The sequence below is a fragment of the Neorhizobium sp. PAMB6716 genome, assembly GCF_058242805.1.
This window is the reverse complement of record NZ_JBZAYW010000002.1, coordinates 887,366-902,582: the sequence shown is the minus strand read 5'-3', so window position 1 is coordinate 902,582 and position 15,217 is coordinate 887,366. Positions and strand designations below refer to the sequence as shown.

Here is a 15,217-nt window from a genome sequence, read left to right as displayed (position 1 = left end):
AACCTCCCATGACCATCATCGGGTGGCTGCAGATCAGCCTCCTCTTTGTCGCCGTTGCACTCGTCATCAAGCCGCTCGGGCTTTACATGGCGCGGGTGTTCGGTGGCGAACGCACCTTCCTCTCACCCGTTCTGGTGCCTCTCGAACGCGGCATCTACCGGTTGAGCGGCATTGACGAGCGCAAGGAACAGGGCTGGCTTGCCTATACGCTGTCCATGCTCGCCTTTTCACTCGTCGGTTTCGTGTCGCTTTATTCGATCCTGAGGCTCCAGGCCTATTTGCCGCTCAACCCGCAGGGGTTTGCAGCCGTTCCGGCCGATCTTGCCTTCAATACGGCCGTCTCCTTCGTCACCAACACCAACTGGCAGAACTATGCCGGTGAAGCGACGATGAGCCATTTCAGCCAGATGGCGGGCTTGACCGTTCACAACTTCATGTCGGCGGCAACCGGCATGGCGCTCGCCATTGCCTTTACCCGCGCCTTCACCCGTTCACGCATTGCCACGCTCGGCAATTTCTGGGTCGACATGACGCGCGCCACGCTTTTCGTGCTTCTGCCGCTGTCGATCGTGACGGCCCTCGTCTTCGTGGCCATGGGCCTGCCCCAGACGCTACAGGCCTCCGTCAGCGCCACGACGCTCGAAGGCGTCAACCAGATCATATCGCTCGGCCCCGTCGCAAGCCAGGAGGCAATCAAGCAGATCGGCACCAATGGTGGCGGCTTCTTCAACGCCAATGCCGCGCATCCGTTTGAAAATCCGACGGCATTTTCCAACTATCTCAACATCTTCGCCATGCTGTCGATCTCGGCGGCGCTCGTCTACACATTCGGCCAGATGGTCGGCAACCGCCGCCAGGGCTGGGCGCTGATCTCGACCATTGCCGTGCTGCTGATTGCAGGCGTGGCCGTTACCTACTGGGCCGAAGCCCAGGGCAATACCATCCTGACGGCGCTCGGTGTCGATCCCGCGCTCGGCAACATGGAAGGCAAGGAAGTTCGTTTCGGCCAGGCCATGACCGCGCTTTATGCAGCCGTCACCACCGGCCTCTCGGATGGCGGCGTCAACGGCATGCACGGCTCGTTTACAGGCCTTGGCGGGCTGGTGCCGATGTTCCTCATCCAGCTTGGCGAAGTCTTGCCGGGCGGCGTCGGTTCCGGGCTCTACGGGCTGATCGTCTTTGCGCTTCTCTCCGTCTTCGTCGCCGGCCTGATGGTCGGGCGCACACCGGAATTCCTCGGCAAGAAGATCGAGGGCCGCGAGATGAAGTTCGCCATGCTTGCCATCCTCATCCTGCCGCTTGCGATCCTCGGCTTTACCGCCATCTCGGCCATGCTGCCGATTGCGGTGGCAAGCATCGGGACAGCAGGTCCGCACGGCCTGTCGGAAATCCTCTATGCCTATACGTCTGCTGCCGGCAATAACGGCTCGGCCTTCGGCGGGCTCTCGGGCAATACGCCGTGGTATAATACAACGCTCGGCATCGCCATGCTGCTCGGTCGTTTCGCCTATGTCGTGCCGGTGATGGCCATTGCCGGATCGCTTGCCGCCAAGGTCAAGGTTCCCGCCTCCTCCGGCACGTTCCCGACCGATGGACCGCTCTTCGTCGGCTTGCTGATCGGGATCATCCTCATCCTCGGCGGCCTGCAGTTTTTCCCAGCCCTTGCCCTTGGCCCCATCGTCGAGCACTTCGCCATGCTTGCCGGCCAGACCTTCTAAAGGATCATCCCATGTCAAAAGACCATAAGGCGCCCGGTCTTCTGGACCCCGCCATTCTGCTGCCGGCCATGCGCGATGCGGTGAAGAAGCTCGATCCGCGGCAACTGCTGCGCAATCCGGTAATCTTCGTCACCGAGGTTGTCGCCGGCGTGGTGACGCTGCTCTTCCTGCGCGATCTTGTCTCCAATCCGGCAGAAGCCGGTTTCTCCGGCCAGATCGCTGCCTGGCTCTGGTTCACGGTGCTGTTTGCCACCTTTGCCGAAGCGGTTGCCGAAGGGCGCGGCCGCGCCCAGGCCGACAGCCTGAAGCGCACCAAGTCCGAACTGGTCGCTCGTCGTCTCATTGCCGGCGGCAAGACCGAAACCGTGCCCTCCACCAGCCTGAAGATCGGCGACATCGTCATCGTGAAGACCGGCGAATTGATCCCCGGCGACGGGGAAGTCATCGAAGGTGTCGCCTCGGTCAACGAAAGCGCCATCACGGGCGAATCCGCCCCTGTGATCCGCGAATCCGGCGGCGACCGCTCGGCCGTCACCGGCGGCACGCAGGTGTTGTCGGACGAGATCAAGGTCAAGATCACCGTCGCGCCCGGCTCCAGCTTTGTTGATCGCATGATCGCGCTCATCGAAGGGGCCAAGCGCCAGAAGACGCCGAACGAGATCGCGCTGTCGATCCTCTTGTCCGGCCTGACGCTGATCTTCCTCTTCGTCTGCGTCGCCATCTGGGGCCTTGCCGGCTATTCCGGCACGGTTCTGTCCGTCACAGTACTGGCAGCGCTTCTCGTTACCCTGATCCCGACCACCATTGGCGGCCTCCTCTCCTCCATCGGCATTGCCGGCATGGACCGTCTGGTGCGCTTCAACGTCATCGCCACCTCCGGGCGTGCCGTGGAAGCGGCCGGCGACGTCGACACACTTTTGCTCGACAAGACCGGCACGATCACCTTCGGCAACCGCATGGCGAGCGATTTCGTGGCTGCCCCCGGCGTAACGCAGGTAGAACTGGCGGAAGCTGCCCTTCTCGCCAGCCTGTCGGACGAAACGCCTGAGGGCCGCTCGGTCGTAGCGCTTGCCACCGGCGAATTCGGCGTGGCCATGCCGAACGCACAGTTTGATGCCGTCATCGGCTTTACCGCCGAAACACGCCTCTCCGGCGTCGATCTTGCCGGTCGCCGTCTGCGCAAGGGTGCCGTCGATGCGGTGCTAAAGTTTGCAGGTCTCACCCAGGACGACGCCCCGGCAGATTTTCGCCGCGCCGTCGATACCATCGCACGCTCAGGCGGCACGCCGCTTGCCGTTGCCGATGGCAACCGCCTGCTCGGCGCCATCCACCTGAAGGATGTGGTAAAGCCCGGCATCAAGGAACGTTTTGCCGCCCTTCGCGCCATGGGCATCCGCACCGTCATGGTAACAGGCGACAACCCGGTGACCGCTGCCGCGATTGCCTCGGAAGCCGGCGTTGACGATTACCTTGCCCAGGCAACGCCGGAGGACAAGCTTGCCTTCATCCGCCGCGAACAGCAGGGCGGCCGCCTGATTGCCATGTGCGGCGACGGCACAAACGATGCCCCGGCGCTTGCCCAGGCGGATGTCGGTGTCGCCATGCAGACGGGCACGCAGGCCGCCCGCGAAGCCGCCAACATGGTGGACCTCGATTCCAGCCCGACAAAGCTCATCGAGATCGTCGAGATCGGCAAGCAGCTTTTGATGACGCGCGGTTCGCTGACGACGTTCTCGATTGCCAATGACGTGGCGAAATATTTCGCCATCATCCCGGCAATGTTCGTCGCCACCTATCCGGCACTGAATGCGCTCAACGTCATGGGCCTTGCCTCCCCGCAATCGGCCATCCTGTCGGCGGTCATCTTTAACGCGCTGATCATCGTGGCGTTGATCCCGCTGGCGCTGCGCGGCGTCTCCTATCGCCCGTCGGGTGCTGCCTCCCTCCTTCGCCGCAACCTGCTGGTCTATGGCCTCGGCGGTCTTCTCCTGCCCTTTGCGGGCATCAAGATCATCGACCTTGCCATCACAGCACTTCACCTGGTGTAATCATGCTCTCTCATTTTCGCCCCGCCATCACGCTGATCGTGGTCATGACCGCCATCACCGGCATCGCTTATCCGCTCGCCATCACCGGCATCGCCCAGACGGTGATGCCGGCAGAAGCGAACGGCAGCCTGATCGAAAAGAACGGCACGGTGCTCGGCTCCGCTCTGATCGGCCAGTCCTTTACCTCCGACCGCTATTTCTGGTCGCGCCCTTCGGCCACCTCGCCGGATGCCTATAATGCGGCCTCATCGTCGGGCTCCAATCTCGGCACAACCTCGGTCAAGCTGCATGACCGGGTGAAAGCCGACGTGGAGAAGCTCCACGCCACCGGTATTGCGGGGCCTGTGCCCGGTGATGCGGTCACCACCTCCGGCTCCGGGCTCGACCCGCATATCTCTCCGGCCTTTGCCCGCGCCCAGGTAGCGCGTGTCGCAAAGGCCCGTGGCCTTGCCGAAAGCGATGTGGCAAGCCTTGTCGAGCAACAGAACGACGGGCGGGCTCTTGAGCTTATCGGCGAACCGCGCGTTAACGTGCTGAAGCTCAATATGGCGCTGGATGCATTAAAGACGTAAGGCAAACGGGAAGCCCTCCCAAGGGGTCCAGAGACGTCCAGAAAGGCAAGCCGAGCATGGCGGATGACGACCGCACCACACAGCGCCGGCCAGACCCGGATGCGCTTCTGGCGCTGGCCGGCAAGGATGGCCGGGGCAAGCTGACGGTCTTTCTCGGCGCCGCCCCCGGCGTCGGAAAGACTTATGCCATGCTGGCGCGGGCGCGCCGGCTGAAGGCGGATGGCGTCGATCTGGTGATCGGCCTTGTGGAAACCCACGGCCGCAGCGAAACGGCCGCCCTTCTCGACGGGCTCGACGTCTTGCCGCGCATGCGGGTGCCCCATCGCGGGCGCATGCTGGAAGAATTCGATCTCGATGCGGCGCTTGCCCGCCGGCCGCATATCGTCATCGTTGATGAACTCGCCCACAGCAATCCGGAAGCCTGCCGTCATCCAAAACGCTATCAGGATATCGAGGAACTGCTCGGCGCCGGCATCCATGTGTGGACGGCGCTCAACATCCAGCATCTGGAAAGCCTCGGCGATCTCGTCGCCGACATCACCGGCGTGATCGTGCGCGAGCGGGTGCCGGATGTGGTGCTGAAGCGGGCCGACGAGGTTCTGCTGGTCGATCTTCCGCCGAGCGAACTGATCGAGCGGTTGAAGGAGGGCAAGGTCTACCTGCCCGAAAACGCAGGACGGGCCGCCGATCGCTTCTTCCGGCTGGGCAACCTGACGGCGCTTCGCGAACTGGCGCTGCGCCGCACCGCCGACCGGGTGGACGACCAGATGGTCGATTACCTCAAGCAGAACGCCATTGAAGGCCCGTGGGCATCGGGCGAGCGCATGATCGTTTGCGTCGGCGCCGATACGCTGTCGGAAAAGGTCGTGCGCGTTGCAAGCCGGCTCGCCTCCGGGCTCAACGCACCGTGGATCGTCGTTTCGGTCGAACGCGCCGACCGGGAAGCGGAAGGTCGCGCCGGCATCGAGCAGATCGAGCGTATCTTTCGCCTTGCCGAACAGCTGGGGGCGGAGACCCGCCGGGTCATCGGCACGGATTTCGTCGAGGAAATCCTGAAGCTTGCACGGCGAGAACATGCAACCCAGATCGTCATCGGCGCTCCGCGCGGCAAAGGCTGGGGCCGCAGCTGGAGCAAGGGTGAAAGACCCTTCTGGTCGCAGTCTCTGCCGGATGCGCTGGCAAGCCGCGCCTCCGGTCTCGGCATCCATCTCGTCACCGGGGATCGTGAAGAGGTTCGTGCGTCCAAAAGCGTCCGGCGCCTCCCTGTCCTGTCACGCGCAGGCCTCATCCGGGCAGCCCTCGTTGCCGTACCATTGGTGGTACTTGCAACCGGAACCGGTGTCGCCATCGACCGGATCATGCATCTGCCCAACATCTCGCTGCTGTTTCTGCTGGCCGTTCTTGGTGCGGCAGTGACGGCCGGTTATGCAGCAGCACTGATCGCCGTGATCCTGTCCGCCCTCTGCTACAATTTTTTCTTTATCGCGCCTTTCTACACCTTCACCATCGCTGCCCCGCACGAGGTGTTTGCGCTCATCGTCTTTTTTGCCGTGGCGGTGATTGCCGGCGGTTTTGCCTCGCGCATCCAGGAACAGGCCGAAACGGCGCGCGTGCGGGCCACTGCCCTGCAATCGCTCTATGATTTCTCCCGCAGGCTTGCCGGTACGGAAAAGGCCGAGGATGCAATCTGGGCCGCCGTATCGCAAATGCAGGCAAGCCTTCGCCGCAATGTCGTGCTGCTGACCCCTGAAGGCGCCGACCTGAAAATCGCCGCCGCCTGGCCGCCGGATACCGAGCTTGACGTGACGGATATGACAGCGGCACGGTGGGCGCAGGACAAGCAGGAAAAGGCGGGCCACGGCACTGGCACGCTTCCCAACAGCCGTTTCGAATTCCGCCCGCTCTTAAGCCCCCATGGCGTCGTCGGCGTCTGCGGCGTGGAGCAGATAGCCGAGCGCCTCGACGTCAATGCCGAGCGTGCCCTTGCCGCCATCCTGGACCAGACAGCGCTTGCCATCGACCGCGCCCGCCTGTCCGAGGCAAGCGTTGCCCAGGCGGCACGGCTGGAGGGAGAACGCTATCGCGATGCACTTCTGTCCTCCATCTCGCACGATCTGCGCACGCCGCTTGCCACCATCACCGGCTCCGTCACCAGCCTTCGCCAGCTCGGCGACCGCATGAGCCCGGAAAGCCGCGACGATCTTCTTCAGTCGATCGAGGAGGAAGGCAGCCGGATGAGCCGGTTCGTGGCAAATCTTCTCGACATGACGCGCATCGAAGCGGGCACGCTGAAAGCCAAACGCGACTGGGTGGATGTGGCCGATGTGGTGCAAACGGCGGTGGAGCGTACGCGCAAGTATTTCCCCGGCCGCATCATCGAAACCGGCATTGCCAGCGACCTGCCGCTGATCGAAGGTGACAGCGTGCTGCTTGGCCAGGTGCTGTTCAATCTGCTCGACAATGCCGTCAAATACGGCGGCGACGAGCCGATCAACGTCTATGCCCGGCGCGACGATCAGGACGTGCTGATTTCCGTGACTGATCTTGGCAAAGGCATTCCACCTGACGATATAGACCGGGTGTTTGAGAAATTCTATCGCCGTGGCAAGCCCGATGGCCGGGCACCGGGAACCGGGCTTGGGCTTTCGATTGCGCGGGGTTTCATCGAGGCGATGGGCGGGCGCATCCATGCCGAAAGCCCGGCCGTGAAAAAGAGAGGGACGCGCATCGTCATGCGGTTTGCAACGGCAACGGCCCCCACCCGCACCCCCGGCGGACCGTCCGCCTCGGGACGACCGGCATGACGCAAGCGCGCATTCTCGTGGTGGACGACGAGCCGCAGATCCAGCGTTTCCTGAAACCGGCGCTTTCCGCGGCAGGTTATGATGTGATCGAGGCGGCAACCGGGGCCGAGGCGCTGAAGGCCGTGGCAACTGCGGCCCCTGATCTCGTCATCCTCGATCTCGGCCTGCCCGACATGGACGGCAAGGATGTGATTGCAAGCCTGCGCGGCTGGTCCACGATCCCGATCGTCATCCTTTCAGCAAGGGATCGCGAAAGCGAGAAGATTGCAGCACTTGATCTCGGCGCCGACGATTACGTGGAAAAACCTTTCGGCATCGGTGAACTGACGGCACGCATTCGCAGTGCATTGCGCCATCGCGGCAAGGCGGAGACGGCACCAACCGTGATGGTGGCGGATGACCTGACCATCGATACAGTACGTCGGCTGGTATCGCGCAACGGCGAGCCGATCCGGCTGACACCGAAGGAATACGATCTTCTAACGCTCCTCGGGCGCCACGCCGGACGCGTCGTCACCCACAAGACGCTGCTCACTTCCGTCTGGGGGCCGGCGCATGGCGAGGACCTGCATTACTTGCGGGTATTCATCGGCCAGCTGCGTCAGAAGATCGAACGGGACCCGACCCGACCGACCATCGTGCGCACCGAACCCGGCGTCGGTTACCGGCTGGTGGTCGATTAAGGCCTGTTACTCAACGGTAATAGTGCGAAATGCATCGGATCGGGGCATGATGGGCGCATGAACCGAATCACCGCTCATAGTTCCGCCGAGACCCGCGACAACACCGATGCCGAAGAGGCGAACCTCTCGCCCGCGATGGCGGAGCGGCAAAAGCCCTCGATGCCGGCGCATCTGGAAGATCTCGCGACGCAGGCGCGCAGCTCTGGGGAGGCGTCCAGTTCCGCCAATACGCGGCGCGCCTATAGTTCTGACTGGAAGCATTTTTCCGCCTGGTGCCGCCGCAACGGGCTGGACGTGATGCCGCCCGATCCGCAGGTCGTCGGGCTTTATGTGACGGCCTGCGCCAACGGTGAAGCGGACCCGCAATCCAGAGAAAATTCCGTCTCCACCATCGGACGGCGCTTGTCGTCGCTGTCGTGGAACTACACCCAGCGCGGCGCGCCGCTGGATCGGAAGGACCCTCATATCGCAACGGTTCTTGCCGGCATCCGCAACCGCCACGCAGCACCACAGCGCCAGAAGGAAACGGTGACGCAGGAAAACCTTCTTGCCATGCTTGAAACGCTTGACCGGGGAACGCTGCGCGGCTTGCGGGACCGGGCGATGCTGCTGATCGGTTTTTCCGGGGGCTTGCGCCGCTCCGAGATCGTCGGTCTTGATGTGGGCCGCGACCAGACGGAAGACGGGCGCGGCTGGATCGAAATCCTCGACACGGGTCTGCTCGTGACGTTACGCGGCAAGACCGGCTTGCGCCAAGTGGACATCGGCCGGGGCACATCGGATGCCACCTGCCCCGTTTTTGCGCTCGAAACCTGGCTGTCGCTGGCGCGCATTCCGCATGGCCCGCTGTTTCGGCGCGTAACCGGTGAGGGCAAGAAGGTTGGCTCCGAACGCCTGAACGACCGCGAGGTTGCCCGACTTGTCAAGCGCACGGCCCTTGCCGCCGGCATTGACGGCGATCTGTCCAAGACTGACCGGGAGGCCCGTTTTTCCAGCGAGTCCTTGCGCGCAGGCCCTGCGTCCGTGGCGTAGGCGGCAATTTCAACAGAGACGCCGGTCTCTGACGCCGCGTCCCCCGATCTCAGCCCTCGAAGGCGCGGATGACGTCGAGAAACGCCTCGCCATACCGTTCCAGTTTGGATTGGCCGACACCGGAAATGGCGAGAAGCTCGTCCTCGGTTGTCGGGCGCTCCTTGGCAAAGGCCACCAGCGCCGTATCCGGGAAGATGAGATAGGGCGGCACGGCCAGATCCTTGGCGATCGTCCGTCGTGCCACGCGTAGCGCCTCGAACAGTTCCATCTCCGAGCCCTCCAGCGCCGAGCGGGCATTGGTCGAACTGGGCGAGGCAGTACGCGACGCCTTGCCCTTGGTGGGGCGGTCCTTGCGAAACCGCACGTCCCGTTCGCGCTTGAAGACGGCGCGCGCCTCGGGCTCCAGCTTCAGCGCGCCAAAGGCGGCATGATCGACGCTGATCAGCCCGGCCGCAAGCAACTGGCGATAGACGGACTGCCAGGTTTTGGACGCGATATCCTTGCCGGCGCCGAAGACGGGCATATCCGCGTGCCCGAAGCGGGTGGTCTTTTCGTTGACGTTGCCAAGGAGCACGTCGATCAGGTGGCCGGTGCCAAACCGCTCGCCGGTGCGATAGATCGCCGCCAACGCCTTGATGGCGGCTTCCGTGCCATCCCAGGTTTCCACCGGCTTCAGACAGGTGTCGCAATTGCCGCATTGGCCCGCATGCGCCTCGCCGAAATGCGCAAGGATCGCCTGCCGACGGCAGCCCGGCGTTTCGCAGATGCCGAGAAGCGCGTTCAGCTTGGCGCGTTCCACCCGCTTGATCTCGTCGCTCGATCCGCCCTCGTCGATCATCCGTCCGCGCTGGATAACATCGGCCATGCCATAGGCCATCCAGACTTCTGACGGCAGGCCATCACGCCCGGCGCGTCCCGTCTCCTGATAATAGGCCTCCACCGATCCCGGCAGATCGAGATGGGCGACATAACGCACGTTCGGTTTGTCGATGCCCATGCCGAAGGCAACGGTTGCGACGAGGCACAGATCTTCTTCCTTCAGGAACGCATCCTGATTGGCGTCGCGAATGCTGCGGTCCATGCCGGCGTGATAGGCAAGCGCGCGCACACCCTGCTCGTTCAGCCAGGCGGCGGTATCCTCCACCTTGGCGCGCGACAGGCAATAAACGATGCCGCTCGATCCCGTATGGCGCGAGAGAAACCGCAACAGTTGCTGGCGCGGCTGGTCGCGCTCGACGATTTCATAGGCAATGTTCGGCCGGTCAAACGAGGTGGTGAACACCTCGGCCGTGCGCAGGCCCAGCCTGTCGATGATGTCCTCACGGGTATGGGGATCGGCGGTCGCCGTCAGCGCGATGCGGGGAACGCCCGGATAAAGCGTGCCCAGCTGGCCAAGCTCGCGATATTCCGGCCGAAAATCATGGCCCCATTGCGAGACGCAGTGGGCCTCATCGATGGCGAAAAGTGCAATTCTTGCACCCGCCATCATCTCCTTGAAGGCGGGCGTGACGATGCGCTCGGGCGTCACATAAAGAAGATCGAGCGTGCCATCGCTCACTGCCCGGCGCACATCGAGAAATTCTTCGCGGGTGAGCGAGGAGTTGAGGGCGGCAGCCTTGACGCCCAGATGCTTCAGCGCCTCCACCTGATCGCGCATCAGCGCAATCAGCGGCGAGACGACGATGCCGACGCCGTTGCGGCAGAGCGCCGGGATCTGGAAGCACAGCGATTTGCCGGCCCCCGTCGGAAACAGCACCACCGCATCGCCGCCGGACACCACACGATTGACGACCTCAGCCTGGCGACCGCGAAACGCCGGATAACCGTAGATCTCTTTCAGAACGGCAAGCGGATTCTTGGTTCCGTGGGCGTCAAACAGGGGATCGATACGGGACTTCGTCTGCGGCATGGATTTTCTTTCATGGGGTGACGGCCATTATGCACCGGCTGGCCGACAACCGCGAGGGCTTTCCGTCACATAGATGTTGCCCGCGGCTTGGAAAGCCGGATGTTGCCGTCTAAAACTTCCCGGCTAGGAGGAAGCATAATGACATTGTTTAAAACAAGCGAATGGCTGAACGCACCCGAAAAATGGTCGCTCGACGGTAACGACCTGCATGTGGTGACCGACAAGGGCAGCGATTTCTGGCGCAAGACCTATTACGGCTTTACCCGCGACAGCGGCCATTTTTTCGGCCATCGCCGCACCGGCGCCTTCACGGCACAGGTCCGCGTGCGCGCCAAATATGACCATCTCTATGATCAGGCCGGCCTGATGGTGCGGATCGATGACGAGCATTGGCTGAAGGCGGGCATCGAGTTTTCCGATGATGTCGCCTGCCTCGGCAGCGTGCTCACACTTGGCCAATCCGACTGGGCAACTGCACCTTACGCGGAAGATGCCAGCGATTTATACCTGCGGATCACCGTGGAGAAGGGTTCGTTGCGGCTGCAGGCATCGGCGGACGGCAAACATTGGCCGCTGGTGCGCCTCTGCCCATTTCCGGAGGCTGAGTTTTACAGCGTTGGGCCGATGTGCTGCACGCCGGAGCGCGCCGGCCTTGCCGTCCACTTTTCGGATTTTTCCGTCACCGATCCGCTCGGCAAGGATCTGCACGACCTGTCGTGATGGGGCGAAAGATCACCCGGCATTCTCTGCGGATTGCCGGGTGACGTTGCGACAGGGTCAGCGGGCGGCGCGCTTCTTTTCGACGCGGGCGCGGATGGATTCGACGTCGGCGCGCGGGGTGGCGGCAAACAGCGTGCGCGTATAGGCATGGCTCGGAGCGCTGAACACCTCATCACGCGTGCCGTATTCCACCGCTTCGCCGTAATACATCACCATCACCTCGTCAGCGATGTAGCGCACGACGGACAGATCATGGCTGATGAACACATAGGTCAGGCCGAATTCTTCCTGCAGGTCGGCAAGCAGGTTCAGCACCTGCGCCTGCACCGAAAGATCGAGCGCCGAGACCGGCTCGTCCAGCACGAGAAGCTTCGGGTTCATCATCAGCGCGCGGGCAATCGCGATGCGCTGGCGCTGGCCGCCGGAGAACATGTGCGGGTAGCGATTGTAGTGTTCAGGCGCGAGGCCCACCTTCACCAGCATTTCGGTTGCACGCTCGCGCCGCTCAGCCGCCGACATCTTTGTGTTGATGGCGAGCGGTTCGCCCAGCACGTCACCGATCTTCTGGCGCGGGTTGAGCGAGCCATAGGGGTTCTGGAAGACGATCTGCACCTTGCGGCGCATCTCGGCCGTCAGGTGGCCGGGGCGCGTATCGACGGTCTTGCCCTCGATCAGCAATTCACCAGCCGTCGGCTCATCGATGAAGGTGAGGATGCGGGCAAGCGTCGACTTGCCGCAACCGCTTTCGCCGACAATGGCGAGCGTCTTGCCGGTGTCCAGCTTGAAGGAGACGCCCTTCACCGCATGGACAACCTTCTCCGGTTTGAACAGGCCCTGCGGCACATGGTAATCCTGACGAATGTTGCGGATTTCCAGCATCGGCACGGAATTGGTGGCGGCGGTCATCGTGCATCTCCTCCGGCATTTTGCGTAAGATCGGCGGTGGCCATGAAATCGGACACCGTGCTCAGACGCTTGCCGGTGGCGTTTTCCGGCAGGGCCGAGAGAAGCGCGCGGGTATAGGCATTTTTCGGCGCTTCGAAGAGCGAGAGCACGTCGGCCTCCTCCATCTTGCGGCCCTTGTATTGCACGATCACCCGGTCGGCGGTCTCGGCCACCACGCCCATGTCATGGGTGATCATGATGAGGCCCATGCCATGCTCGGCCTGCAGCCCCATCAGGAGATCGAGGATCTGCTTCTGGATGGTGACGTCGAGTGCGGTCGTCGGCTCGTCGGCGATCAGCAGTTTCGGGTTGCAGGCAATTGCCATGGCGATCATCACGCGCTGGCACTGGCCGCCGGACATCTGGTGCGGGAAGTGGTTGAGGCGCTCGGCCGGGTTCGGCAGGCCGACCAGCGTGAACAGTTCCATCGCGCGGGCGCGGCGTTCTTTCGCTCCAAGCCCCATGTGGATGCGCAGCACTTCCTCGATCTGGAAGCCGACAGTGAAGCACGGATTGAGGCTTGCGACTGGCTCCTGGAAGATCATCGCCATATCCTTGCCGATCAGCTTGCGCCGTTCGGTGTCTGGAATATTGCGGATGTCACGCCCCTGAAACAGCATCTTGTCGGAGGTAATTTTTGCCGTCCAGGGCAGAAGCCCCATGACGGCCAGCATCGAGACGGACTTGCCCGAGCCGCTTTCGCCGACGATAGCAAGCACCTCGCCAGCATCGACCGACAGCGATACACCGTCGACTGCCTTGAACCAGCCGGTTGCCGTCTCAAACTCGACGGTGAGGTTTTCGATTTCGAGAAGTGCCATGATCAGGACCTCTTCATCTTGGGATCGAGCGCGTCACGCAAGCCGTCGCCCATCAGGTTGATCGCCAGCACGGTGATGAGGATGGCAAGACCGGGGAAGGTCACCACCCACCAGGCGCGCAGGATGAATTCGCGGGCTTCGGCGAGCATCGTGCCCCATTCGGGGGCCGGCGGCTGCGCGCCCATGCCGAGAAAGCCAAGTGCGGCGGCATCCAGGATGGCGTTGGAGAAGGAGAGTGTCGCCTGCACGATGAGCGGGGCCGTGCAGTTCGGTAGAATGGTGCGAAACATCAGGCGGAACGGGCCGGCACCGGCCAGACGGGCTGCCGTAACGTAATCGCGTGACTTCTCCGCCATCACCGCGGCACGCGTCAGGCGCACGAAATGTGGCTGCAGCGTCAGCGCGATGGCAATCATGCCGTTCGTTAGGCTGGGGCCGAGGATGGCCACCAGAACCAGCGCCAGAAGCAGCGACGGAAACGCCAGGATGATATCCATCAGGCGCATGATGACGGTATCGACCCAGCCGCGGTAATAACCGGCGATCAGGCCGACGAGAATGCCGCCGGTCAGCGACAGCGTGGTAACGAAAAGGCCGATGAACAGCGAATACTGTGCGCCATAGATGAGGCGCGAGAGAATGTCGCGTCCAACCGGATCGGTGCCGAGCAGGAAGCTGGTATTGCCGCCGGAAAGCCAGGCCGGCGGCAGAAGCACGAATTCGCGATACTGCTGGAAGGGCGAATGCGGGGCAATGACCGGCGCAAGGACGGCGACGATGACAAGGGCGAGGAAAACGAAGAGGCCGATGACGGCGCCGCGGTTTTCGGAAAAGTAGAACCAGAATTCGGCAAGCATCTGGCGGCGGAGCGCCGCGCTGGTCACCGGCTGGGTTTTTGCAGTGTCTGCCATGGGATTTTCTCCTTCTTAGTGGCGGATGCGCGGATTGATCAGCCCGTAGAGCAGATCGACGATCAGGTTGACCACCATGATGATGCCGGCAATCAGAAGAAGACCGCCCTGGATCACCGGGTAATCACGGCGGAACACGCTATCGACCATCCATTTGCCGATGCCCGGCCACGAGAAGATGGTTTCGGTGAGGATGGCGCCGGCCAGCATCACACCGATCTGCAGACCGATCGTGGTGATGACGGGGATCATCGCATTGCGCAGCGCATGCAGGCTGACGACGCGAAACGGCGACAGGCCCTTGGCGCGTGCGGTGCGAATATAATCCTCCGACAGCACTTCCAGCATGGCGGAACGTGTCTGGCGCGCAATGACCGCCAGCGGAATGGTGGCGAGCACGACGGAGGGCAGAATGAGGTGGCTGACGGCGGACGAAAACGCCCCCTTCTGGCCCGACAGCAGCGAATCGATCAGCATGAAGCCGGTCACCGGCGGGAAATAGAACATCAGCGAGATGCGCCCCGAGACCGGTGTCCATTGCAGGATGCCGGAAAACAGGATGATCAGCAGCAGGCCCCACCAGAAGATCGGCATGGAATAACCGACAAGCGCCACACCCATCATCGACTGGTCGATGGCAGATCCCCGCTTGATGGCAGCGATGATGCCGGCGGGAATGCCAAGGGCGACAGCAATCAGGATGGCGCAGAAGGACAGCTCGACCGTCGCCGGGAACAGCGCCAGGAACTGCTTGAGAATGGGAGACTTGGAGACGATCGAGGTGCCGAAATCACCGGTCACGACGCCGTGCAAATAATCGAGATACTGGATCACCATCGGCCGATCGAGGCCGAGCTGCGCGCTGATCTGCGCGTGCCGCTCCGGCGACATCACCCGCTCGCCTGACAGAAGCGCCACCGGATCGCCCGGAAGCAGGCGGATGAAGGCAAACGCGATGATGGAAACCCCGACAAAGGTCGGGATCAGCACGGCGATACGCCGCAGAAGAAAGCCAAACATGGATGGACCTGTTCTTATTCTTGAAAATATAAGG

At 62.8% G+C, this 15,217-nt stretch carries 11 protein-coding genes and 1 pseudogene; 7 read left to right on the top strand and 5 right to left on the bottom strand.

Going from position 1 to position 15,217, the window contains the following annotated elements:
• Nucleotides 1–8: 8 nt before the first annotated feature.
• The 6 genes and pseudogenes from kdpA to AC4CWH_RS22700 all read left to right on the top strand — a co-directional run.
• Complete coding sequence (kdpA, locus tag AC4CWH_RS22725) at nucleotides 9–1,718, top strand: potassium-transporting ATPase subunit KdpA (protein ID WP_491321586.1); 1,710 nt, start codon at nucleotides 9–11, stop codon at nucleotides 1,716–1,718.
• An 11-nt stretch (nucleotides 1,719–1,729) separates the two neighbouring features.
• Entirely contained in the window at nucleotides 1,730–3,766 is a 2,037-nt protein-coding gene (gene kdpB / locus AC4CWH_RS22720) for a potassium-transporting ATPase subunit KdpB (RefSeq protein ID WP_491321585.1), read from the top strand.
• A 2-nt stretch (nucleotides 3,767–3,768) separates the two neighbouring features.
• Nucleotides 3,769–4,338 (top strand): potassium-transporting ATPase subunit KdpC, encoded by a 570-nt coding sequence (gene kdpC, locus AC4CWH_RS22715; RefSeq protein ID WP_491321584.1) that lies wholly within the window; start codon nucleotides 3,769–3,771, stop codon nucleotides 4,336–4,338.
• Between the two features lie 56 nt (nucleotides 4,339–4,394).
• Nucleotides 4,395–7,142 carry an ATP-binding protein gene (locus tag AC4CWH_RS22710; RefSeq protein WP_491321583.1) on the top strand — a complete coding sequence of 916 codons (2,748 nt, stop codon included), beginning with the start codon at nucleotides 4,395–4,397 and terminating at the stop codon, nucleotides 7,140–7,142.
• Nucleotides 7,139–7,825 (top strand): response regulator, encoded by a 687-nt coding sequence (locus AC4CWH_RS22705; RefSeq protein ID WP_491321582.1) that lies wholly within the window; start codon nucleotides 7,139–7,141, stop codon nucleotides 7,823–7,825. The genes AC4CWH_RS22710 and AC4CWH_RS22705 overlap by 4 nt, the downstream gene beginning before the upstream one ends.
• A 135-nt stretch (nucleotides 7,826–7,960) precedes the next feature.
• Nucleotides 7,961–8,854 (top strand): annotated as a pseudogene (locus tag AC4CWH_RS22700) (tyrosine-type recombinase/integrase); the annotation flags it as partial.
• 52 nt (nucleotides 8,855–8,906) lie between these two features.
• Here AC4CWH_RS22700 and recQ read toward each other — a convergent pair.
• Complete coding sequence (gene recQ, locus AC4CWH_RS22695) at nucleotides 8,907–10,766, bottom strand: DNA helicase RecQ (RefSeq protein ID WP_491286232.1); 1,860 nt, start codon at nucleotides 10,764–10,766, stop codon at nucleotides 8,907–8,909.
• Nucleotides 10,767–10,904: 138 nt separating this feature from the next.
• Between recQ and AC4CWH_RS22690 the strand changes: the two genes are divergently transcribed.
• Nucleotides 10,905–11,486 (top strand): DUF1349 domain-containing protein, encoded by a 582-nt coding sequence (locus tag AC4CWH_RS22690; RefSeq protein WP_491286235.1) that lies wholly within the window; start codon nucleotides 10,905–10,907, stop codon nucleotides 11,484–11,486.
• Between the two features lie 57 nt (nucleotides 11,487–11,543).
• On the opposite strand, the gene AC4CWH_RS22685 is transcribed toward AC4CWH_RS22690, so the two are convergent.
• Genes AC4CWH_RS22685 through AC4CWH_RS22670 form a run of 4 tightly spaced genes read right to left on the bottom strand, consistent with a single transcriptional unit; the run spans nucleotide 11,544 to nucleotide 15,183 of the window.
• Complete coding sequence (locus AC4CWH_RS22685) at nucleotides 11,544–12,392, bottom strand: dipeptide ABC transporter ATP-binding protein (protein ID WP_491286238.1); 849 nt, start codon at nucleotides 12,390–12,392, stop codon at nucleotides 11,544–11,546.
• On the bottom strand, nucleotides 12,389–13,252 hold the full coding sequence (locus AC4CWH_RS22680; RefSeq protein ID WP_491286240.1) for an ABC transporter ATP-binding protein: 864 nt from the start codon (nucleotides 13,250–13,252) through the stop codon (nucleotides 12,389–12,391). Before AC4CWH_RS22680 ends, AC4CWH_RS22685 begins: the two co-directional genes overlap by 4 nt.
• Nucleotides 13,253–13,254: 2 nt before the next feature.
• A complete protein-coding gene (locus AC4CWH_RS22675; protein ID WP_491321581.1) occupies nucleotides 13,255–14,163 on the bottom strand; it encodes an ABC transporter permease subunit in 909 nt (302 codons plus the stop codon).
• Between the two features lie 15 nt (nucleotides 14,164–14,178).
• Complete coding sequence (locus tag AC4CWH_RS22670; RefSeq protein ID WP_491286244.1) at nucleotides 14,179–15,183, bottom strand: ABC transporter permease subunit; 1,005 nt, start codon at nucleotides 15,181–15,183, stop codon at nucleotides 14,179–14,181.
• Nucleotides 15,184–15,217 lie beyond the last annotated feature (34 nt).

Bases quoted from the DNA above. Each gene is read 5' to 3' on its own strand.
- kdpA (WP_491321586.1), top strand. From the start codon at position 9: ATGACCATCATCGGGTGGCTGCAGATCAGCCTCCTCTTTGTCGCCGTT.
- kdpB (WP_491321585.1), top strand. From the start codon at position 1,730: ATGTCAAAAGACCATAAGGCGCCCGGTCTTCTGGACCCCGCCATTCTG.
- kdpC (WP_491321584.1), top strand. From the start codon at position 3,769: ATGCTCTCTCATTTTCGCCCCGCCATCACGCTGATCGTGGTCATGACC.
- AC4CWH_RS22710 (WP_491321583.1), top strand. From the start codon at position 4,395: ATGGCGGATGACGACCGCACCACACAGCGCCGGCCAGACCCGGATGCG.
- AC4CWH_RS22705 (WP_491321582.1), top strand. From the start codon at position 7,139: ATGACGCAAGCGCGCATTCTCGTGGTGGACGACGAGCCGCAGATCCAG.
- recQ (WP_491286232.1), bottom strand. From the start codon at position 10,766: ATGCCGCAGACGAAGTCCCGTATCGATCCCCTGTTTGACGCCCACGGA.
- AC4CWH_RS22690 (WP_491286235.1), top strand. From the start codon at position 10,905: ATGACATTGTTTAAAACAAGCGAATGGCTGAACGCACCCGAAAAATGG.
- AC4CWH_RS22685 (WP_491286238.1), bottom strand. From the start codon at position 12,392: ATGACCGCCGCCACCAATTCCGTGCCGATGCTGGAAATCCGCAACATT.
- AC4CWH_RS22680 (WP_491286240.1), bottom strand. From the start codon at position 13,252: ATGGCACTTCTCGAAATCGAAAACCTCACCGTCGAGTTTGAGACGGCA.
- AC4CWH_RS22675 (WP_491321581.1), bottom strand. From the start codon at position 14,163: ATGGCAGACACTGCAAAAACCCAGCCGGTGACCAGCGCGGCGCTCCGC.
- AC4CWH_RS22670 (WP_491286244.1), bottom strand. From the start codon at position 15,183: ATGTTTGGCTTTCTTCTGCGGCGTATCGCCGTGCTGATCCCGACCTTT.